The 20,807-nt window shown below is 43.3% G+C and carries 20 protein-coding genes; 13 read left to right on the plus strand and 7 right to left on the minus strand.

Annotation, left to right across the window (positions count from 1 at the left end):
• Positions 1-2: 2 nt before the first annotated feature.
• The 5 genes from hcaB to HHA43_RS00680 all read left to right on the plus strand — a co-directional run bounded on the left by hcaB (position 3) and on the right by HHA43_RS00680 (position 5,320).
• Positions 3-818, plus strand: coding sequence for a 3-phenylpropionate-dihydrodiol/cinnamic acid-dihydrodiol dehydrogenase (gene hcaB / locus HHA43_RS00660; protein WP_168417520.1), 816 nt, complete (start codon positions 3-5; stop codon positions 816-818).
• A 71-nt stretch (positions 819-889) separates the two neighbouring features.
• Entirely contained in the window at positions 890-1,855 is a 966-nt protein-coding gene (locus tag HHA43_RS00665) for a 3-carboxyethylcatechol 2,3-dioxygenase (protein WP_168541401.1), read from the plus strand.
• 4 nt (positions 1,856-1,859) lie between these two features.
• Entirely contained in the window at positions 1,860-3,086 is a 1,227-nt protein-coding gene (gene hcaD / locus HHA43_RS00670; RefSeq protein WP_168541402.1) for a 3-phenylpropionate/cinnamic acid dioxygenase ferredoxin--NAD(+) reductase subunit, read from the plus strand.
• A gap of 84 nt (positions 3,087-3,170) precedes the next feature.
• A complete protein-coding gene (locus HHA43_RS00675; protein ID WP_168541404.1) occupies positions 3,171-4,079 on the plus strand; it encodes a DMT family transporter in 909 nt (302 codons plus the stop codon).
• Between the two features lie 188 nt (positions 4,080-4,267).
• Positions 4,268-5,320, plus strand: coding sequence for an MBL fold metallo-hydrolase (locus tag HHA43_RS00680; RefSeq protein WP_168541406.1), 1,053 nt, complete (start codon positions 4,268-4,270; stop codon positions 5,318-5,320).
• 130 nt (positions 5,321-5,450) lie between these two features.
• On the opposite strand, the gene HHA43_RS00685 is transcribed toward HHA43_RS00680, so the two are convergent.
• Together HHA43_RS00685 and HHA43_RS00690 are read right to left on the minus strand one after the other, a co-directional pair.
• Entirely contained in the window at positions 5,451-6,971 is a 1,521-nt protein-coding gene (locus tag HHA43_RS00685; RefSeq protein ID WP_168461099.1) for a catalase, read from the minus strand.
• Positions 6,972-7,244: 273 nt separating this feature from the next.
• Complete coding sequence (locus tag HHA43_RS00690) at positions 7,245-7,877, minus strand: TetR/AcrR family transcriptional regulator (RefSeq protein ID WP_168541408.1); 633 nt, start codon at positions 7,875-7,877, stop codon at positions 7,245-7,247.
• Between the two features lie 82 nt (positions 7,878-7,959).
• Between HHA43_RS00690 and HHA43_RS00695 the strand changes: the two genes are divergently transcribed.
• The gene (locus HHA43_RS00695) at positions 7,960-9,612 is read left to right on the plus strand and encodes an acyl-CoA dehydrogenase family protein (protein ID WP_168541410.1); all 1,653 of its coding nucleotides are present in this window, start codon (positions 7,960-7,962) and stop codon (positions 9,610-9,612) included.
• A 144-nt stretch (positions 9,613-9,756) separates the two neighbouring features.
• On the opposite strand, the gene HHA43_RS00700 is transcribed toward HHA43_RS00695, so the two are convergent.
• Positions 9,757-10,248, minus strand: coding sequence for a macro domain-containing protein (locus tag HHA43_RS00700; protein ID WP_004976080.1), 492 nt, complete (start codon positions 10,246-10,248; stop codon positions 9,757-9,759).
• A 443-nt stretch (positions 10,249-10,691) separates the two neighbouring features.
• Here HHA43_RS00700 and HHA43_RS00705 point away from each other — a divergent pair, with 443 nt between their 5' ends.
• Positions 10,692-10,883 carry a hypothetical protein gene (locus tag HHA43_RS00705; RefSeq protein WP_168417512.1) on the plus strand — a complete coding sequence of 64 codons (192 nt, stop codon included), beginning with the start codon at positions 10,692-10,694 and terminating at the stop codon, positions 10,881-10,883.
• Positions 10,884-10,896: 13 nt separating this feature from the next.
• Here HHA43_RS00705 and ptsP read toward each other — a convergent pair whose 3' ends face one another.
• Together ptsP and HHA43_RS00715 are read right to left on the minus strand one after the other, a co-directional pair.
• Positions 10,897-13,194 (minus strand): phosphoenolpyruvate--protein phosphotransferase, encoded by a 2,298-nt coding sequence (gene ptsP, locus HHA43_RS00710; RefSeq protein ID WP_168541412.1) that lies wholly within the window; start codon positions 13,192-13,194, stop codon positions 10,897-10,899.
• A gap of 122 nt (positions 13,195-13,316) precedes the next feature.
• A complete protein-coding gene (locus HHA43_RS00715) occupies positions 13,317-13,799 on the minus strand; it encodes an RNA pyrophosphohydrolase (protein ID WP_004976084.1) in 483 nt (160 codons plus the stop codon).
• Between the two features lie 183 nt (positions 13,800-13,982).
• Between HHA43_RS00715 and HHA43_RS00720 the strand changes: the two genes are divergently transcribed.
• Together HHA43_RS00720 and HHA43_RS00725 are read left to right on the plus strand one after the other, a co-directional pair.
• Positions 13,983-14,633: an HAD family hydrolase gene (locus HHA43_RS00720; RefSeq protein WP_168417510.1), complete on the plus strand. Its 651-nt coding sequence runs from the start codon at positions 13,983-13,985 to the stop codon at positions 14,631-14,633.
• Between the two features lie 153 nt (positions 14,634-14,786).
• Entirely contained in the window at positions 14,787-15,032 is a 246-nt protein-coding gene (locus tag HHA43_RS00725; protein ID WP_167845753.1) for a DUF2789 domain-containing protein, read from the plus strand.
• A gap of 128 nt (positions 15,033-15,160) precedes the next feature.
• Here the strand turns inward: HHA43_RS00725 and HHA43_RS00730 are convergent, their stop codons facing one another.
• The gene (locus HHA43_RS00730; RefSeq protein ID WP_167845754.1) at positions 15,161-16,021 is read right to left on the minus strand and encodes a LysR family transcriptional regulator; all 861 of its coding nucleotides are present in this window, start codon (positions 16,019-16,021) and stop codon (positions 15,161-15,163) included.
• 237 nt (positions 16,022-16,258) lie between these two features.
• The gene (locus HHA43_RS00735) at positions 16,259-16,495 is read right to left on the minus strand and encodes a DUF2061 domain-containing protein (protein ID WP_167845755.1); all 237 of its coding nucleotides are present in this window, start codon (positions 16,493-16,495) and stop codon (positions 16,259-16,261) included.
• Between the two features lie 325 nt (positions 16,496-16,820).
• On the opposite strand from HHA43_RS00735, the gene leuC reads away from it, so the two are divergent.
• The 4 genes from leuC to leuB all read left to right on the plus strand — a co-directional run bounded on the left by leuC (position 16,821) and on the right by leuB (position 20,804).
• Positions 16,821-18,269 (plus strand): 3-isopropylmalate dehydratase large subunit, encoded by a 1,449-nt coding sequence (gene leuC, locus HHA43_RS00740; RefSeq protein WP_168417509.1) that lies wholly within the window; start codon positions 16,821-16,823, stop codon positions 18,267-18,269.
• A gap of 98 nt (positions 18,270-18,367) precedes the next feature.
• Positions 18,368-19,018, plus strand: coding sequence for a 3-isopropylmalate dehydratase small subunit (gene leuD, locus HHA43_RS00745; protein WP_168541414.1), 651 nt, complete (start codon positions 18,368-18,370; stop codon positions 19,016-19,018).
• Positions 19,019-19,120: 102 nt separating this feature from the next.
• Complete coding sequence (locus tag HHA43_RS00750) at positions 19,121-19,684, plus strand: hypothetical protein (protein ID WP_168417507.1); 564 nt, start codon at positions 19,121-19,123, stop codon at positions 19,682-19,684.
• 40 nt (positions 19,685-19,724) lie between these two features.
• Positions 19,725-20,804, plus strand: a complete 1,080-nt coding sequence (gene leuB / locus HHA43_RS00755) for a 3-isopropylmalate dehydrogenase (RefSeq protein WP_168417506.1) — start codon at positions 19,725-19,727, stop codon at positions 20,802-20,804.
• Positions 20,805-20,807: the final 3 nt, after the last annotated feature.

Consider the following 20,807-nt stretch of genomic DNA (forward strand, 5'->3'; position numbering starts at 1 on the left):
GCATGGGTTGGCTAAAAGGCGAAGTGGCACTGATTACAGGTGGCGGTTCTGGTTTGGGTTGGGCTTTGGTAGAACGCTTCCTTGAAGAAGGTGCGCATGTGGGCGTATTACAGCGCTCACAATCTAAAGTCGATGCCTTAAAAGAACGTTTTGGTGATCAAATTGTGGCCGTCGCTGGTGATGTTGCCAACTATGCAGACAATGTCCGTGCTGTACAGGCCACTGTGGAGCGTTTTGGAAAACTGGATTGTTTTATTGGCAATGCAGGGATTTGGGATCACTACGCAGATATCGTCAATACTTCGGGTGAGCAGCTTGAAAAAGCCTTTGATGAAATCATGGGCATTAATACCAAGGCATTGATCTTGGGTGCAAAAGCGGCACTAGATGAATTGGTGAAATCTGAAGGTTCCATCATCTTAACCTTATCCAATTCTGCGCTGTATTCTTCAGGCGGTGGCCCTGTTTACACTGCATCTAAACATGCAGGTGTTGGCATCATGAAAGAGTTGGCTTATGAGTTGGCACCCAAAGTACGTGTCAATGCCGTTGCGCCATCAGCAATGAATGTCAATATTAAGGGAGCAGCCTCTTTGGGGCAGGAAAACCTTGGCTTACTTGATGCGCGTGACCCTGAAAAAATTGCACGCGGTATGCCGCTTAACTTCTTGCCTGAGCCAGAAGATATGACAGGTTCTTATGTGCTCTTAGCATCTCGTCAAAATAACCGTCCACTGACTGGCGTTCTGATCAATGCAGAATGTGGTCTGGGTATTCGTGGTTTACGTCAACCACGCGCAGGTTTCTTTGACGAATAAAATTGAGTCTAAATTCAATAGACGAATCGGCAGCCTTTCTCTGGGCTGCCTTCCTTATTTAGGAGTCTCTCATGGCCGTTAAACTCATTTGTGCATCGCACAGTCCTTTAATGGAATTTGCAACACCGCAAGATCAATCCAAAGAACAAAAAGTTCGTGCTGCCTTTGAGCAACTTGCTGCAGAAGTCAAAGCTTACGATCCAACCTTAATCATCACGTTTGGTCCAGACCATTTTAATGGTTTCTTTTACGATTTGATGCCAAGTTTCTGTGTGGGTATTCGTGCAACGGCTGCGGGTGACTGGGATTACGGCAAAGACAATGACCGTATTGATGTGCCTGAAGACAAAGCTTTGGCTATGGTACGTCGTGTATTGGATGAAGGCGTAGATGTGGCGTACTCGTATCGTATGCAGGCCGATCATGGAGTGACTCAACCTTTACACTTCTTGTGCGATGGTCAGTTAGACCGTTACCCAACCATTCCTGTATTTATCAATGGTGCTGCTGCACCAATGCCAACCACGAAGCGTACCATTGCTTTGGGTCGTGCAGTGGGGCAGTTTATCAAGTCTTTAAATCTTGAAAATGAACGTGTTCTTGTTTTAGGTACAGGTGGTTTGTCGCACGATCCACCAACACCGCAAATGGGTTCAGTACCACCTGAAGTTGAAGAGTTTTTAATTGCAGGGCGTAACCCAAGTGCTGAAGCACGTCATGCACGCCAAGCCAAGATTATTGCTGTTGGGCAAAAACTTGCAGCGGGTGATACATCGGTCGCAGTACCACTTAGCCCAGAGTGGGATATAGCCTTACTTGAGAAATTCAAGCATGCAGATTTTGCGGCAATGGAAGCCATGACTGAAGCTGAAATTCGTCGTGATGGTGGCCGTGGTGGTCAGGAAGTTCGTTCATGGATGGCTGCTTTTGCGGCATTGGATGAGCTGGGTGCGTATGACATGACCACACATTGCTATGAAGATATTAGTGAGTGGATTGCGGGCTTTGGCATCGTATCTGCCGAGTTAAAAGGTTAAGTCCATGAGCGTTGAAACAATTGTAATTGTGGGAGCAGGTCAGGCAGGGGCAAGTGCCATTCTTGAGCTGCGTGGCAATCAATATGCAGGCAAAATCATCCTCATTGGTGATGAAACACATTTGCCTTATGAGCGTCCACCGCTGTCTAAAGATGTAATTTTACGTCCTGAAGAAACCAAAATCGAAATTCTGTCTGAAGAAAAATTGGCAGAATTGGGTGTGGAAACCATCCGTGGCAATGGTGTGAGCAAAATCAATGCCGAAGCAAAAACCGTCGAACTTTTCAACGGAGAGGTTGTTGCTTACGACAAGCTTTTGCTTGCTACAGGTGGTGCAGCACGTCGTTTGCCAAATTTTGATGCTTTGGGTAAACACGTTTACACGCTGCGTAACCTTGAAGACTCACAAGCTTTGGTTCCTGTACTGCAAGCGGGTCGCCGTATCATTTTAATTGGTGGCGGTGTGATTGGTCTGGAGTTGGCATCTTCTGCACGTTTCAAAGACTGTCAAGTAACAGTCATTGAAATGGGGCCAATGGTGATGGGGCGCTCATCACCACGTATTTTAAGTGAATTCTTGCTTGAGCAGCAGCAACTGGCAGGTGTCGATGTACGTCTGTCCACACAAATTGCAGATTGTAAGTTGGATGGTGAAGAAATTGTTGTCACCCTTGAGGGCGGCGAAGAACTTCGTGCTGATGCTGTGATTTACGGTATTGGTATTATTCCAAATGCACAACTAGCAGTTGAGGCAGGTCTGGATGCAGATTTTGCGGTGCATGTGAATGAAAACTGTCAAACCTCAAACCCATACATTTATGCTGCGGGCGATGTTGCTTCACAACTTCGTGAATGTGGTAACCATCGTCGTGTAGAAACTTGGGAAAATGCTAACTTGCAAGCAGGCATTTTTGCACGTCATGTCATGGGCGTAGCGCATCCTGTTGCAAATCCAGCTTGGTTCTGGACTGATCAGCTCGACATCAACTACCAATTCGTTGGTGATATGTCAGCAGCAGAATGGCATGTACGTGGTGAGATGGATGCGACTAAACGCAGCGATTCCTCATTCGTACTGTTTGGTGTGACTGATGGCGTGATTGTAGGTGGAATTACCGTGAACGCTGCCAAAGACATGCGTCATCTGAAAAAGCTGATTAGTAAACAGGCCGTATTTGAAGCAGACAAGTATTTAGATGTGAGCCAAGACCTTCGCAAACTGGTGAAGTGATCTTGAGTAAATGAAACAGACCTGAGGCAACTCAGGTCTGTTTTTTATGTGCTTAAAAAAGTTAGATTTCATGTTGAGTCAAGTATGAACGCCAATACATCTCCGCTTGTTGTGACCGCTAGTATTTATGCGCTCTTGGTGCTGATCTGGGCCACTACGCCATTGGCGATTGTTTGGAGTGTGCAAGAAGTCCATCCGATGTGGGTGCTGATTATCCGCTACTTTGGTGCTTCTGTGATTGCGCTGTGTTTACTCAAATTGATGCGTGGCCCACTGCCTTTTGATAGCACTTCTATGAAAAGCTATTTGGCAGGGAGTCTGAACTTAATTGGCGCGCAACTGTTTATCTATTTGGCGGCAAATTATTTAACGTCAGGTTTAATGGCGCTGATTTTTGGTTTCTCGCCATTGATTGCAGGCTTGATCGGTCATGTGATTCTGCGTACACAAAAACTGATAGCGTTACAGTGGATTGGTATGGCAATTGCCATTTCAGGGCTAAGTTTTGTTTTTGCCGATTCTGCCGATAGCAAAGTCAATCCTTGGGGTGTGGTGCTCATGTTGATTAGCATGGTGTCTTATATCAGCTCAATTTTTTGGGTCAAACAAATCAATGCACCTTTAAGTCCTATGTCTCAGGCTACAGGTTCATTAATGGTTTCGGCACTGGGTTCATTGTTATTAATTCCGTTTATTTGGCAGCATGTTCCAACCGTCATGCCTGGGGTGAAAACCATGATTGGTTTCATCTTTACTATGATCATGTCGTCTATTGTGGCGATGCTTTGCTATTTCTGGCTGATTCGCCGTTTAACTGCGTCTACAGTTTCTTTAAGCAATGTGATGACGCCTATTATTGCGCTGATTTTAGGTGCAACGCTAAACAATGAACACATCAGCATGAATGCATTTATTGGTATTGCTGTGGTGATGCTGGGTATTGTGATGTATTTCTGGAAAGAATGGCGCGAACAGTATTTCTGCAAAGGCTAACTTTGCCGTGCTGAGTTGTTGCCCGATACGACTTTTTTCTCAAAACAACAAAAACATAAAGGAAATTGCCCGCTTGATTTCGCTACTATGCGTGATAGAGTCAACACATGAACCAAAGCTGTGTTTATTTCTGAACAGATCAGGATTAAAAGCATCATGGCAGATGCGCTATATATTATTGGGCTTACATGAACAACGTGGAACAAAAGCATTTTCAACTGCCAACGGAAGCCTGTTGGTCACATACTTGGCGTAAACCCAAGCTACAGTTTTTGCCTTCAAATCATTATGATGGCACGCAGTTTTTTAATCCTGTGGCGTGTCCTGAGGGGCGCAGCCAAACTGATTTACTGAAATGGTTGCTAAAACGTAAATCTAACAGTTGGAAGGTCAATCCCCAACAAGAGGCACAACAGTTCTTTGCAACGCCGCGTGTGGTTCCACAATTACGTCCACAGGCCAGTTTGGATGATTGGCAAGTTTGGTTTGTGGGGCATGCCACTGTATTGATTCAAATTGGTCCCTATAACATTTTGACCGATCCAGTCTGGGCTGAGCATGTGAGCCCGAAACAGGGTAGAGGGCCTAAACGAGCCTGTCCTGCGGGTATTGCATTGGAAGATTTACCCACCATTCATGCCGTGCTGCTTAGTCACAACCACTATGACCACATGGATTTAGCCACCTTAAAATGGTTGAACCATCAATTTGCCATGCCTATTTATACAGGTTTGGGCAATAGCTGGTATTTACCACCAGACTTGCATGTGATTGAAATGGATTGGTGGCAGTCGGCTTTGTTTAAAGAGCTTAAAATTGTGTACACCCCTGCACAACATGGTTCGGGGCGTGGTGCACGTGATCAGAACATGGCGTTGTGGGGCGGTTTTTCCATTTTGCATGGGCAAGACCATTGTTTCTTTGCGGGGGATACAGGTTATTCTCCACATTTTAAGGAAATACAAACCCGTATTGGCGCACCACGTGTGGCACTTTTGCCTATTGGTTCTTATGAGCCACGTAATCTGATGCGTTATATGCACATGAACCCTGAAGATGCCTTTCAGGCGCATAAAGATTTGCATTCCAAATGTTCTTTGGCCATTCATTACCGCACTTTTGAGTTGACCGATGAAGGGCGTGAGCAACCAGAGGCAGACTTGCATCATGCCATGAAACGTTCATCTAAATTGATGAATCCGTTTTATTGTATTCGTGAAGGTAAGAAGCTGATTGTGTAGTCGTTAACAAGCCAAAAGTAGTTTTCTACTTGCTGAAAAGCGTTAGTTGCTAACGACACAATAAAAAGCCCCTATCGAATAGGGGCTTTTTTATGGGTTTATATTTTTAGTGAATCTTTAAGTATCAAGATTACAGTACACCTGGCTGACCAAGTGCAGGATCCGTTGCACGAGCAGCTTGTGCATCTGCAACAGTCATGCCCAACGCAGCAGCAACACCTTCACCATAAGCAGGGTCACATGCGTAACAATTACGAATATGGCGGTACTTAATGAAGTCTAGCGCATCGCCCATTGCACGTGCAGTGTTATCAAACAGTGCCTGTTTTTGCTCAGGGTTCATTAGATTGAACAATGCGCGTGGTTGGCTGAAATAGTTGCTGTCGTCTTCACGATAATCCCAGAAATCTGCATCGCCACGGATTTTTAATGCAGGTTCGCGGTATTGTGGTTGCTCTTGCCATTGGTGGAAGCTGTTTGGCTCGTAGTGTGGCAAGCTGCCATAGTTGCCATCCATACGACCTTGACCATCACGACGGTTTGAGTGCACAGGACAACGTGCTGCATTCACAGGAATTTGTGAATGATTCACGCCTACACGGTAACGAGCAGCATCGGCATAGTTAACCAAACGTGCTTGTAGCATGCGGTCTGGTGAATAGCTGATTCCTGGAACAAGGTTGCTTGGCGCAAAGGCGGCTTGTTCAACATCTTGGAAGTAGTTTTCTGGGTTGCGGTTCAGCTCAAACTCACCCACTTGAATGAGTGGGTAGTCACCTTTAGGCCAAACTTTGGTCAGGTCAAATGGATGATATGGTACTTGTTCTGCCTCAAGTTCAGGCATGATTTGTACGAACAGCGTCCATTTAGGGAAATCACCACGTTCAATGGCGTTATATAGGTCAGTCTGGCTGCTTTCACGGTCACGACCAACTAATTCTGCTGCTTCTGCATCGGTCAGGTTTTTGATGCCTTGTTGCGTGCGGAAGTGGAATTTTACCCAGAAGCGTTCATTGTTGGCATTAATGAAGCTATAGGTATGGCTACCAAAACCATGCATGTGACGATAACCGACTGGAATACCACGGTCAGACATCACAATGGTGACTTGGTGTAATGCTTCTGGCAGTAATGTCCAGAAATCCCAGTTGTTGGTTGCATCACGTAGGTTGGTGCGCGGGTCACGCTTTACGGCTTTGTTCAGGTCTGGGAATTGGCGAGGGTCGCGGAAGAAGAATACTGGTGTGTTGTTACCAACTAAATCCCAGTTACCTTCTTCGGTATAGAATTTCAGTGCAAAACCACGAATATCACGTTCTGCATCGGCAGCACCACGCTCACCTGCAACGGTAGAGAAGCGCGCAAACATTTCAGTTTTTTTGCCCACTTCAGAGAAGATTTTAGCGCGAGTATATTGGCTAATGTCATGGGTCACTGTAAATGTACCAAAAGCACCTGAACCTTTGGCATGCATACGACGCTCAGGAATCACTTCGCGAACAAAGTTAGCTAGTTTTTCATTGAGCCATAAATCTTGCGCAAGCAATGGACCACGAGCACCTGCGGTCATACTGTTTTGGTTATCAACAACGGGTGCGCCCGCGTCAGTGGTTAAATGCGTCACAGGACATTTTTTAATATCTTGGCTCATCATTGTTCTCCATTATTGTGATCATCATGTAGGGGGCTGCATTAGAAACTTATCTTCATAAAGCAAGCTGCCATGAACCGTTTTGTTCGTTTAAAAAATCAACTACAACACCACAATATCATGCTGAAATGTCATGCATAGCTGAAAGCATCTAAATCTTACCATTTTAATGTAAAACGATTTTATTGATTTTACAAATAGATAAATTTGTTGCTGATGATTGGCATTAACGATGCTAAAACTGAGTGCTTGGCTGACGTAAATTGGAAGCTATTAAAGGCTTTTCAGGTTGTTGTAAAAAGGCTGCATGGCTTGCAACATATCACTACGTAATTGCGGCCAATCCTGAAAATTAGGCTCCATTAATAAACTTTGTGCGACAAAACCATAGCAAATACGCTGCATATTTAAAGCAAGGGCGTAGCACTGGCTTGTATTGGCAATAAATGGGCCAAGAATATTCAGCCACATCTGCACCATCATGGCATAACTTTTTCTATAAATTTCAATGCTAGAAATTTGCCGCTCTAATAAAAAACTATGCGCCCATAAAAATTGTTGAGCCTGAATCTGTTCGAGCTGAAAGCCTACAATTAGCTGCAAATAATCCTCAAAAGCCAGATTTGTGGATAACTCCAGTTGCCGATGTGCATAAGTTTGTAGGCGTTCTGCATTGGTTTTCACGTGTAGGTGAATGGTGAGTGCAATTAAATCTTCTTTTTTAGAAAAATATTCATAAAACGTGCCTAAACCCACGCCTGCCAAGTCTGTAATTTCACGAATGGTAATTTGATCTGCAGGGCGTTCATGTAAAAGCCGAACAAAACTTTCCTGTAAGGCCTCTTGGGTCAGTTTAGCCCTTGATTGGCGCGGTTTACGACGTACTTGTATCTCAGATTTTTTCATAAATAAAGCCGAACACCTTGCTGCTTATTATTTTCTATACTGAAAAGCATCATCAGGAAAAAATCATCAGGGATCTAACACATTGCAAACATGGGCGACCCATCAAATTCAAAATCAGTTTGACGAACTACAAGACTATAACTTATTTGAAAGTGACATTGTTTTACAAGAAATTTTATCTCGTTATGGTAGTACGGATCAGACACAGCTCAATGAAATGGGGCAAATTGCGGCTTCGGCAGAATATTATCACTATGCAGATTTAGCCAATCGGCATACCCCTATTTTACATGCCTTTGATGCTCGTGGACGTCGTCAGGATATGGTTGAGTTTCATCCCGCATGGCATCACTGGATGGCGCTGAATCGTGAATTTGACACCCATGCGCATCCATTTAAACAGCTTCAATCTACAGCAAAGTGGGTGGATTGGGCCAGTCGGTTTTATCTGGCAGGACAAGTTGAATGTGGTAATTTATGCCCGAATTCTATGACTTTGGGCAGTATTCCGCTGATTCAGCGTGAACCTGAATTGTGGGCCAAAATTGGCGAAAAGCTGCTAAGCAATGAATATGATCCGCGTGATGTGCCAATTTCACAAAAGAAATCTATTTGGCTCGGCATGGGGATGACAGAAAAGCAGGGTGGTTCAGATGTGCGTGCCAACCAAACACTTGCCGTTCCAGTCGCAGAAACAGGACGAGGCCAAGCTTATTTACTGACAGGGCATAAATGGTTTTTCTCGGCCCCGATGTGTGATGCGCATTTGGTGGTGGCCAATACCGAGCAAGATGGTTTGGCTTGTTTCTTTGTACCGCGCTGGTTGGAAGATGGCAGCAAAAATCATGTTCAGGTACAGCGCTTAAAAGACAAAGTCGGAAACCGCAGCAACTCCAGTTCAGAAGTCGAATTTCAGAAGGCTTGGGGCATTATGATTGGAGAAGCGGGGCGTGGTATTCCCACGATTATTGAAATGGCGAATTACACCCGTTTAACTTGTGCTGTGGGCAGTAGTGCCATGTTGCGCCAAGCCCTTGTGCAGTGCCTTGCCTATACCCGACAGCGTCAGGCTTTTGGGCAGACGCTGGCTAATCAGCCATTAATGCAGGCGGTTTTGACAGATTTAGCACTGGAAACTGAAGCTGCAGTACAACTCAGTTTTCATTTGGCAAATTGTTATGAAAGCGATGATGCTGTGTCTTTGGCATGGAAGCGTTTAATGACACCTGCAGCGAAGTTTTGGGTATGCAAACGAGCTGTGGAGCTTACAGGCGAGATGATGGAAGTCTTTGGTGGCAATGGTTATGTCGATAACGGCATCATGGCACGTATTTTCAAAGAAGCGCCTGTGAATACCATTTGGGAAGGTTCAGGCAATGTGATGTGCTTAGATGTGCTACGCGCCATGCAGCGAGAACCTGAGCTAATTCAGGTGTTATTACAAGACTTGGCGGGTACTGCCATTACAGATGCTATTTTGGGCAGTGAATTAGATCGTTTGCAGCAGTTATTGAAGAGCACGAACAGCAATGATTTGCAATTTATGGCACGTTCTTTAGTCAGCCGTTTAGTGATCTTGGCACAAGCGGTATTGTTGCTGCGTTATGCCCCAGACTTTGTTGCACAGGGTTTTATCCAGTCACGTTATAGTGAGTCGCATGGGCAAGTGGTAGGTATGCTGAAACCTGAACAGGTAGATGTTGCAGCCATTTTACAGCGTGCATTTGCGGCATAAAACTCAATACTCGCTCGCTGTGTTCAGAACACCAAAAAATTCACCCGTTTGGCAAACACCAAACGGGTGAATCGAACCGTCTCTTTCAGTTAAGTGTTGAATAATCACACTCAATAGATCGAGTCAAAGCTGATCTGGTAATACTTATTTCGCAGGCTCTTCAGCTTTTACACCTTTTTGATAAAGCGTGTAAATGTAGATCGGAATATCCAAATCTTCTAAGTGTTTGTAGATCAGTGGACGTACATCTTCCCAATCTAAACCGCCTACACCTGTTGCAAGACGTGGTAATGCCAAGCTTTCAATTTTCTCTTCTTCAATCAACTGTTTTAAGTTTTTCAAAGTACGGTTTACGTATTCTGTTGATGCTTTACCTGGTTTTGAACCGTTGTCATAAGCGGCTTCCTGAGTCATCAGGTTTACAATGCGTTGACCTTCAGCATTAACCCAAGTCCATTGCTCGCCCGCTTTCGGGTGGTAAATATGGCAATAGTTACGGAAGTCTTTATACAATGCAGGCCAGTGCTCGCGCAGACTTAAAGCCAAACCTGTAGCAAAGTTATCGTTAGGGGCAACACCGTGAGCAATTGCACGTGCTTCGCTCAGTAAAATATCTCCAGATACTTCATAAATCATAGATTTGACTCCTGTTTTTAATGGTCTTGTTTAACTGATCTTCTATATTCATATTAGCCAATCATTGCCGTTTTTCTAGTGGATTTTATAACTACTAAGTCTTTGCAAAGTAATAAAATTTTTTAGAATTTCGTGCTATAATTGTATGGGTAAAGCAGCTGAATATTCTTTAAAATAGCTTTCAAAAATAACCGTTAGAAAAATCCAGTAAAACTGCTTTTAGTAAGTTTTTCACCCTTATTTTTATCTTAGCACTATTTAGGGTAAATCGCTTGTAAATTGTACAAAAAAGCGTATGATCGGCTGCCCAATTTGTGTGGAAGGGTGAAGGAAGATTAACCATATTTTGCAGATATTATCGGCTTGAATTTTACGCCAACACCTCCATTTATATAGAGCAGGCATACTGCTCATTTCAATGATCAACTGAAAGGAACAGCATCATGGCAAAGAAAAAACAGCCAGAACTTATTCAGCATAACTTTGTGGCAAAGCACATGCATGAGGTCAACAAAAGTCAGGTTTTTGTAGACCGTAAGAAAAATGCCAAACGAGGCTATAGCAAACACAAACAAGGGCGATATTCCGATGATTATCGCCCTTGTTGTTTTTGGGATGTATTGCGTGCTGCTTGAGCTTTAGCAATGTTTATGGCGCTACGATGCGTGTTGCCAGTTTCACCATATCGCCCAAGCCATGGGTTTTAAAATAATATTCAAGCAAACTTTTTACCATAAGTGGGTTATTCATTTTTAAGGCTTGTTCTAGTAGATTTTGTGCATCACTCATTGGTACATGACAAATCGCTTTACGCACCCGCAGAATATTACTTGAACTCATCGACAGGGTATTAAAGCCCATAGCCATCAAGAGCACCGCAGACAGCGGGTCTCCCGCCATTTCACCACAGACACTCACTGGCTTATCATATTTATGACATTCTTTTACCAAGCGGGTTAAGGCGCGTAGTACTGCGGGGTGAAAGTGTGAATAGACGTTGGCCACGCGCGGATTGTTACGGTCAACTGCCAATAAATATTGGGTTAAATCGTTTGATCCCACCGAGAAGAAATCCACCAACGGGGCAAATTCATCAATTTGTAGCAGTACACTCGGCACTTCTACCATAATGCCAATTTTAGGCTTGTTAATTTTAACCTGTTCTTCTTCCTGTACCGCTTGCCAGTCACGATCGAGCAAATATAAGGCTTCTTCTACCTCGCTGACACTGGTAATCATAGGCAGTAAAATATGCAGATTATTCAGACCAATGCTGGCTTTGAGCATGGCGCGAATTTGCGAAGAAAAAATTTCAGGGTGATCCAGTGTGAAGCGAATTCCACGCCAGCCTAAGGCTGAGTTTTCTTCCTCAATCGAGAAGTATGGCAAGTCCTTGTCAGCACCAATATCCAGCGTACGCATCACCACCGGTTTATTGGCAAAATGGCTAAGCTGTTGGCGGTAAATGGCACGTTGTTCTTCTTCACCTGGGAAGCGATCACGCAGCATGAACGGAATTTCAGAACGGTATAAACCGACCCCTTTAGCGCCACGTTGCACGCCACGTACAACATCAATCATCAAGCCTGTATTGACGTACAATTTTACCGCAACGCCGTCAGGGGTAATCGCGTCTTTGGTTTCATATTGCTTCAGGTCTTTGGCAATTTGCTCTTCTTCTTTTTGAATCTCTTTATAGCGTGTGCGCATACGTCGTGGCGGGTTGATGAAGACCCGGCCTTGGTGCGCATCTACAATCATTTCTACATCGTCTAGACTGTTGATTGGCAGCTCAGTCACACCCACTACAGTTGGAATGCCGAGGGCACGTGCCACAATCACCATGTGTGAGTTCATCGCCCCTTCGGTGGTGACAATCGCTGCAATTTTATCGACAGGCAGTTCCACCAAAGCTGCGGTGGAAATTTCTTCGCCAATTAAAATGCTTTCATCGGTCAGTTCACGGTGACTGGCATCGGCTTCTTGCAAAGAGGCTAAAATACGACGGCCTAAATCTTTCAGATCAGACACACGCTCACGTAAATAGTCATCTTCCATTTGCGAAAATAAGGCAATGTGATTGTCAATCACAATACGCACCGCACCTTGTGCCCAGTTCCCTTCGCGAATCAGTTCTTTAATTTCGGCAGGTAGGGCATTTTCATCCAACATGCGCAGGAATACGCTAAACAGTGCACGTTCCTCCGCCATTAAGGCATCCTGCATTTTGTCATCGAGCGCCTGAATTTCCTGACGTACTGTATCGAGTGCGTTGTCCAGTAATGTCAGTTCTTCGCTAATGTCATCGGCTTCACGGTCTGGCACAGCAGCCAAGTCCGCAGGAGGATACAAAATGACCGCACGACCTAAAGCAATCCCGCCTGAACCCGAAACCCCCTGAAAGGTTTTGTAGGCAGGCAGGTTGTTCGGTTTGCGGAATACATCAATATTGCCCACGGCATGCGCATGTGCAATCACGCCTGAGAGCTGGGCGCAGAGCGTCACTAAAAAGGACTCTGCCGCTTCAGAAAAGTCTTGTTTGTCCTTGTTTTGCACCACAAGAACCCCCATTACTTTACGACGGTACATGACTGGTACGCCAAGGAAGGAGTTATAAATTTCCTCGCCTGTTTCGGCTAAATACATGAAGCGTTCATGTTTAGGCGCATCGTCTAGGTTGACGATTTCTTCACGCTGTCCAACCAGTCCGACTAGACCTTCGCTGGTATGTAAAGATACATGTCCTACAGATTCAGGGTTTAAACCTTTTGAAGCCATGAGGAGGTAGCGCTGATTACGTTCATCCAACAGGTAAATCGAGCAGACATCCACATGCATGGCTTCTGCGACCTGATTCACCATAATGTCGAGTGATTCATGCAAACTGGTGGACGCATTAATTTCTTGCACAATGCGTCTAAGGGTATCCAGTTGCATGTTTGACATACGCGCTACTCCATATTTAGATGGGTTATTTTTAGGTCAGTTGTTACACAGCTCATGACCCTAAGTTATCACAACTGCGTCTATAACATTAAGTTTAAAAACCTACATTTTTTTGCAGGTTTTTAAGGTTTTTTGAGCGGTAATTGATTGCACAATTCCACCATCGCTTTACGGTAGACGTCACGTTTAAAATTGACGACCTGACCGAGCGGATACCAATAACTGACCCATTGCCATTGATCAAATTCAGGTGGGTCGGACAAATTCAGCCGAATATGATGGGCTGAAGCCGTCAGTTGCAATAAAAACCACTTCTGTTTTTGACCAATACATACTGGGTCTGAATCCGTGCGTATGTACCGATGTGGCAAACGATAACGCAGCCAACCTTTAGTTTGCGCGATAACTTGGACGTGTTCGGGCAGTAAGCCAACTTCTTCTCTCAGCTCACGATAAAGTGCCTGTTCAGGGGTTTCTCCATATTGGATACCTCCTTGTGGAAATTGCCATGCATTGTGACCAATGCGTTTTGCCCATAGAACTTGTCCAAACTCGTTTGCCAAAATGATCCCGACATTGGGTCGGAAACCTTCTGAGTCGATCATTTGGCTACCTAAATATTGTTTAATTTATGACTTTGCACTCGGGGATGATGATTTCTTTTCTCCAACTCGAAAACGCAAAGTGTAAATAATGTTAAAATTGCTATGATCTTAACGAATTTCTATCGACTAGCGGAGATAGATTTACAATTTTTTTCTTAAATTTCAGTTTTTACGAGTATTTTCATGAAATTGGCGCTATTTGATCTCGATCACACCTTGTTAAATACTGATTCAGATCATTCTTGGGGTGAGTTTTTGGTAAATGAAGGTTTGGTCGATCCAGTCCGTCACCGCGCCATGAACGACAAGTTTTATGAAGACTACAAAGCAGGGCAGCTCGACCCAATTGCATATAACGAATTTGTATTTGAATTTTTAACTCAGCACGACAATCAATACCTGACCGAATTGCATGAACTATTTATGCAAAAGGTGATTCGTCCGCAAATGCGTCCCGAAGGCTTTAAAGCGATTCAGCGTCATCAGGCTTTAGGACATGAATTGGTAGGCATCACTGCAACTTCTGACTTTATTACGGCACCTATTTTTCGTGAATTTGGCATTACTGAAATTATTGCCACCAATGCGGAAGTGGTCGATGGAAAATATACAGGTAAGGTCATTAACACTGCATGTTACCAAAAAGGCAAATTGGTACGTTTGGAGCAATGGCTAGAAGGCCGCGATGTGACCGAGTCTTGGGCATATTCAGATTCCATTAACGACCGTTTCTTGCTGGAATATGCCGATCATGCGATTGCGGTAAACCCCGATGCACGTTTACAGGCTTTGGCGGAAGAGCAAGGTTGGGATGTGCAGGACTGGTCAATTTAAAGCTTAGATTAGCGCAATTGTCGCTGTATCAGGTGTAACTAGTCGCTTGTTTCTGTTTTGTTTTTATTTGCTGTAATGTTGGATTATGTCATTCATTTTTAGAATAGGCGTGCTAAGGTAAGGCAAGAATTAAAAAACAGCAGGAGTGAAAAAATGAGCGGTGTACGCCCAAGAATGACACATTTATTTGAACAATTAGGTTTAGATGCCAGTGAAGAAGCGATTCAGCAATTTATTGTGACACATCAACTTAGCGCAGAAACCAATATTGCCGATGCTGATTTTTGGACAGACGCACAACGTCAGTTTATTGTTGAAAAAATAAAATCGGATGGTTCATGGGCGATTGTGGTGGATCAATTGAATGAATCTTTACATGAAGATTCGGTCAATCGTTAAGAAATAGACCACGCAGCATTTTGAAATTCTGATAAAAATAGCCCTCAAGTGATGAATCACTTGAGGGCTATTTTGTTGAGTCTAGAAAAGTAAGCTTGATAGATAAAAATGTTTTTGAGTTGTAATGCTTAATGCTTCATCATCTCAATCAATTCTAAAACTGCACGTGATTGTGTCCGTCCAGGATGCCATACCATACCGAGTTGACGGTTCATTTCTAAATCAATATCTAACTGTTGCAAGTCCTGATTGACCAAAGTTTTGGGTAGAACAGACCAGCCCAAACCAATAGACACCAACATCCGAATTGATTCTAACGGGTTGTTGCTCATGGTGACTTTAGGTTTTACCCCTTGCTTTTCAAACTCTGCTAAGGTGATTTGACTGGTATAGGTTTGCGCAGCGGGTAACAAACTTGGGTAGCTAAGTAAGTCGGACAATTGTAGGTTTTTTTGACCTGCTAGAGGATGAAATGGCGCCACGACAAAGACCAAAGGATCATTCCAAATGGTGACATAAGCCAAGCGCTCATCCAGTTTAGGTGGAAGGGTCAGAAAAGCCAGTTCTAAATCTCCAGCCAAAACCTGCTCATGTGCCTGTTCAGAATCGACAAAATGCACATCTAGCGTGACATTGGGAAATTCCTGTACGTATTCACGTAAATGATTGGGTAAATGGTGCAAACCAATATGGTGACTGGTGCCAATTTTTAGTTTGCCTTGAACTTGCCCTTGTTCATGGCTGAGGGTGTGATGAATATCGCCCAGCTCATTCAGCCAGTTTTTAACTTTAGGTAACAATGAATGTGCCGCATGTGTGGCTTGTACGCCACGTCCTGCCGATTCAAACAGTTTTACACCAAAATAATCTTCCAAACTGTGAATGCGTTTGGTCACTGCCGGCTGGGTAATAAACAGTTGATCTGCGGCCAAAGAAATAGAGCCCGTTTCCATGACTTTTACAAAAGCTTCGAAGGCTGCAAGATTCATCTGAACTACCTATAAGTATTTTTTATCACTGTGTTTATTATTTAGAAAAAATTAGAATTAATCAAAACAAATTCTACATATTTTGAAACTGTAGGCAGAAACATCCTCAAAGGAGTAGGTTTAAAAAAGGGCATAAAAAAAGATCATCGTCGCTTGCGCTACGATGATCTAAGAGGAAGAAATAGAACAGCAGTATTCACTTGAGAAGAGGATAACTAGAGCATAACGATATGTTAACTAGGCGATAATATTGGTCTCTTCAGCTTGTGTTTTCTTTTCCCAAATACGTTCGTGAATGAAATAAGCCACCGCTTGAACCGTTGGTTCGACCAAACTTAAGGTAATAGCCATCCAAATATTACCCGTGACCACATAACCAACCACCATTGCCACGGTGATGTGCATAATGTAGTAGCTCAAGGTCTTTTTGAACATGCGTTGATTGTTAGCAACAAATTTTTGAATATGACTCATGTGATACTCCTGTGCTGCTTTGGTGTTTCTCTGTGTGATAGCTAAAGGATAATCATTCTTGCTTGATTTGTAAAAACGAATATTTTTGTGTTTTTGATTGGAAAATTAGATTTTAGTCGTAATTATTTTTTAGATGAAACGATGTTGATTGAACTCAACTTGAAAACAAAACAGGTTTGAACCAATAAAAAATATTTTGCTTGGAGATAAATATTAATTCCCAAAAGTTTTTAAATTAATAAAAATGATAAATTAGATTTATACAAATTCGCGGTTATAATCGAAAGAATGAAAAAATTACCCAGTCCAGTGGAGTAGATCTGACATGGCAGGCGAAAACCAACAAGCACAAAATCCAACAGCAAAAACTTTGTATGACAAATTGTGGGATGATCACTTGGTCACCCAACGTGACGATGGCTCAGCTTTATTGTATATCGACCGTCATTTATTGCATGAGGTGACTTCTCCACAAGCGTTTGAGGGCTTACAACTTGCAGGTCGTCAACCGTGGCGTTTAAGTGCCAATGTGGCAACGCCTGACCACAACGTACCAACCTCTAAAAAAGAGCGTGCAGACGGCATTGCAGGTATTGAAGATGATACTTCTCGTATTCAGGTGCAAACCTTGGATGACAACTGTAAAACCTTTAACGTGGTGCAGTTTGACATCAATGACATCCGTCAGGGTATTGCGCACGTGGTTGGGCCTGAGCAAGGTTTAACTTTACCAGGCATGACGGTTGTGTGTGGTGACTCACATACAGCGACACATGGTGCATTTGGTTGTTTGGCACACGGTATTGGTACTTCTGAAGTTGAACACGTATTGGCAACCCAATGCTTAGTTCAAAAGAAAATGAAAAACATGCTGGTGCGTGTAGATGGCAAATTAGGTCAGGGCGTTACCCCAAAAGACGTCGTATTGGCCATTATTGGTAAAATCGGTACGGCTGGTGGTACAGGTCACGCGATTGAATTTGGTGGTCAAGTTTTCCGTGATATGTCTATTGAAGGCCGTATGACTGTATGTAACATGGCCATTGAAGCGGGTGCACGTGTAGGTATGGTGGCTGTCGATGACAAAACCATTGAATACGTGAAAGATCGTAACTACGCACCGAAAGGCGAGCAATGGGATGCTGCAGTTGCTTATTGGAATACCTTACATTCAGATGAAGGCGCACACTTTGACACCGTTGTTGTGTTGCAAGGTGAAGAGATTGAGCCACAAGTGTCTTGGGGGACTTCTCCAGAAATGGTGATTCCAGTGTCACAAGCCGTACCGACTTTAGAACAAGCTAAAGATGACGTACAGCGCAATGACTGGACACGTGCTTATCAATATATGGGTTTAACTGCAGGTCAGTCTTTGGCAGACATTCAATTAGACCGTGTATTTATTGGTTCATGTACCAACTCGCGTATTGAAGATATTCGTGCCGCAGCTGAAGTCATTAAAGGTCGTAAAGTTGCTGAAAGCATTAAACAAGCGATGGTCGTTCCTGGTTCTGGCTTAGTGAAGCAACAAGCAGAACAAGAAGGCTTAGACAAAATTTTTGTAGAAGCAGGTTTTGAATGGCGTGAGCCAGGTTGTTCAATGTGCTTGGCCATGAATGCAGACAAGTTACAACCAGGTGAGCACTGTGCATCGACATCAAACCGTAACTTTGAAGGTCGTCAGGGTAACGGTGGTCGTACTCACTTGGTGAGTCCAGCAATGGCTGCTGCAGCTGCAATTGCAGGTCATTTTGTAGACGTACGTTCATTCTAAGTTATTCCCTCATCCCAACCTTCTCCTAAGAGGGAGAAGGAGTTCTCTCTCGTAATAGAAGAGAGAGGGAGAGGTTACGGATTCAGTGAGAATTAAACATGAAAAAATATACCGTTGAACAAGGTATCGTTGCACCATTAGACCGTGCCAATGTCGATACTGACTTAATCATTCCAAAACAGTTCTTGAAATCAATTAAGCGCACAGGCTTTGGTGATAACTTATTTGATGAATTACGTTATTTGGATGAAGGCTATCCAGGACAGGACAATTCAAAACGTCCGTTGAATACTGAGTTCGTATTGAATCAGCCACGTTATCAGGGCGCTTCAATTTTGATTTCACGTGCTAACTTTGGTTGTGGTTCAAGCCGTGAGCATGCGCCATGGGCATTGAATGAATATGGTTTCCGTACTGTGATTGCGCCAAGCTTTGCTGACATCTTCTTTAATAACTGCTTTAAAAATGGCATGTTACCTGTAATTTTAACTGAAGATCAGGTGGAGCAGTTATTTAAGGAATGTGCTGCGACAGAAGGTTATCAATTAACCATTGACCTAGAAGCGCAAGAAGTACGCACACCAAACGGTACTGCATTTAAGTTTGAGGTCGATCCATTCCGTAAACATTGTTTGTTGAATGGTTTAGATGATATTGGTCTAACTTTGCAAGCGGCAGATGATATTCGTGCTTATGAAGAGAAAACCAAGCAATCTCGTCCATGGGTTTTTGCTGAAATTCAGGCTTAAGTCCAGTCAAATTAGTCATAGCATCGTGGCCTAACTCTTGCTAACATCGGCACATAATAATTTTTATATTTTGTATCTAACAAGTGAGGTTGGGCGCGAACAATGAGTAAGATTTTCGGTCAGCTTGCTGTAATTGGATTTTGTGTGACTGCGTTAAGTGCATGCCAAACGTGGGATACAGCACGGCTTAAACAGGTAAAAGAAACTGCGCAAACTAAATCCAATGCATTAATTTACTGTACAGGTACGGATGATTGTGAATTTGAACGGTTAAATAAAGTCACCATTGTAGATGCAGAAAATCATCGTGTGACACGTACTGCCATCAAACAAGGTTTGGTGCGTTTACAGGAATCTTCCTTAAATAAATCGAATGCCTTGTATTTGTCTGTGCCTCCTGCACAGCATGAGTTGGTAATACGTTTTTATCCGATTTCTAAAGATCGTGCAGAAAAATTGCATGTCATTCATAAGTTTAATGCCAAGCAAAAATATACCTTTAGAATGTATCGAGACCGCATTCGTACTAAAGGTAGCTTATTAAATGTATCTGCACCCGATCCACTCTGCGTGGAGCTGATGCAAAACAACAAACCCATTCGTCGTTTTTGCAAACCCTACAATGTCCTGAATGGCTTAGGCGAGTTTGTGGAACAAAAAATTTAGTCTCTACAGTCGTTGACTGTTATTAACAATGGAAATTTTCATGTCAAAACATATTTTGATTTTAGCTGGTGACGGCATTGGTCCAGAAATTGTGAAAGCTGCTGAACAAGTGCTGACACGTGTCAATGAAAAATTCAATTTGGGTTTGACTTGGGAACAAGGTTTATTGGGTGGTTCAGCAATTGATGCACATGGCGAACCGTACCCTGCAGTAACATCTGAACAGGCTAAAAAAGCCGATGCAATTTTATTAGGCGCTGTTGGTGGTCCAAAGTGGGACAACATTGAGCGTTCAATTCGTCCAGAGCGTGGCTTATTAAAACTACGCAGTGAATTGAACTTGTTTGCTAACTTACGTCCAGCGATTTTGTACCCACAATTGGCAGATGCTTCTAGCTTGAAAGCTGAGATTGTAGCAGGTTTGGACATTCTGATTGTACGTGAATTAACAGGTGGTATTTACTTCGGTCAGCCACGTGGTATTCGTGAATTAGAAAATGGTGAAAAACAAGGTTATAACACCGACGTTTATTCAGAGTCTGAAATTAAGCGTATTGCCAAAGTTGCATTTGAGTTGGCTGGCTTACGTGGTGGTAAAGTATGTTCTGTCGATAAAGCCAACGTACTTGAAGTGACAGAGTTGTGGAAGCAAACAGTCACTGCAATGCAGCAAGCAGATTATCCAAACATCAATTTATCGCACATGTATGTAGATAATGCAGCGATGCAATTGGTACGTGCACCAAAACAGTTTGACGTGATTGTAACCTCTAACTTGTTCGGTGATATTTTGTCTGATGAAGCGGCAATGTTGACGGGTTCTATTGGTATGTTGCCATCTGCTTCTTTAGATGAAAATGGTAAAGGTATGTATGAGCCATGTCATGGTTCAGCGCCAGACATCGCAGGTCAAAACTTAGCGAATCCATTGGCGACTATTCTTTCTGTAGCAATGATGTTGCGTTATACCTTCCGTGAAGAAGCTGCAGCAAAAGCCATTGAAGATGCAGTAGGCAATGTATTGGATCAAGGTTTACGTACTGCCGATATTATGTCTGAAGGCATGAATAAAGTTGGTACGGTTGAAATGGGTCAAGCAGTCGTTACTGCACTTAACTAAAAA

It is taken from the genome of Acinetobacter sp. A2, assembly GCF_012371325.1.
Taxonomy (GTDB): Bacteria; Pseudomonadota; Gammaproteobacteria; order Pseudomonadales; family Moraxellaceae; genus Acinetobacter.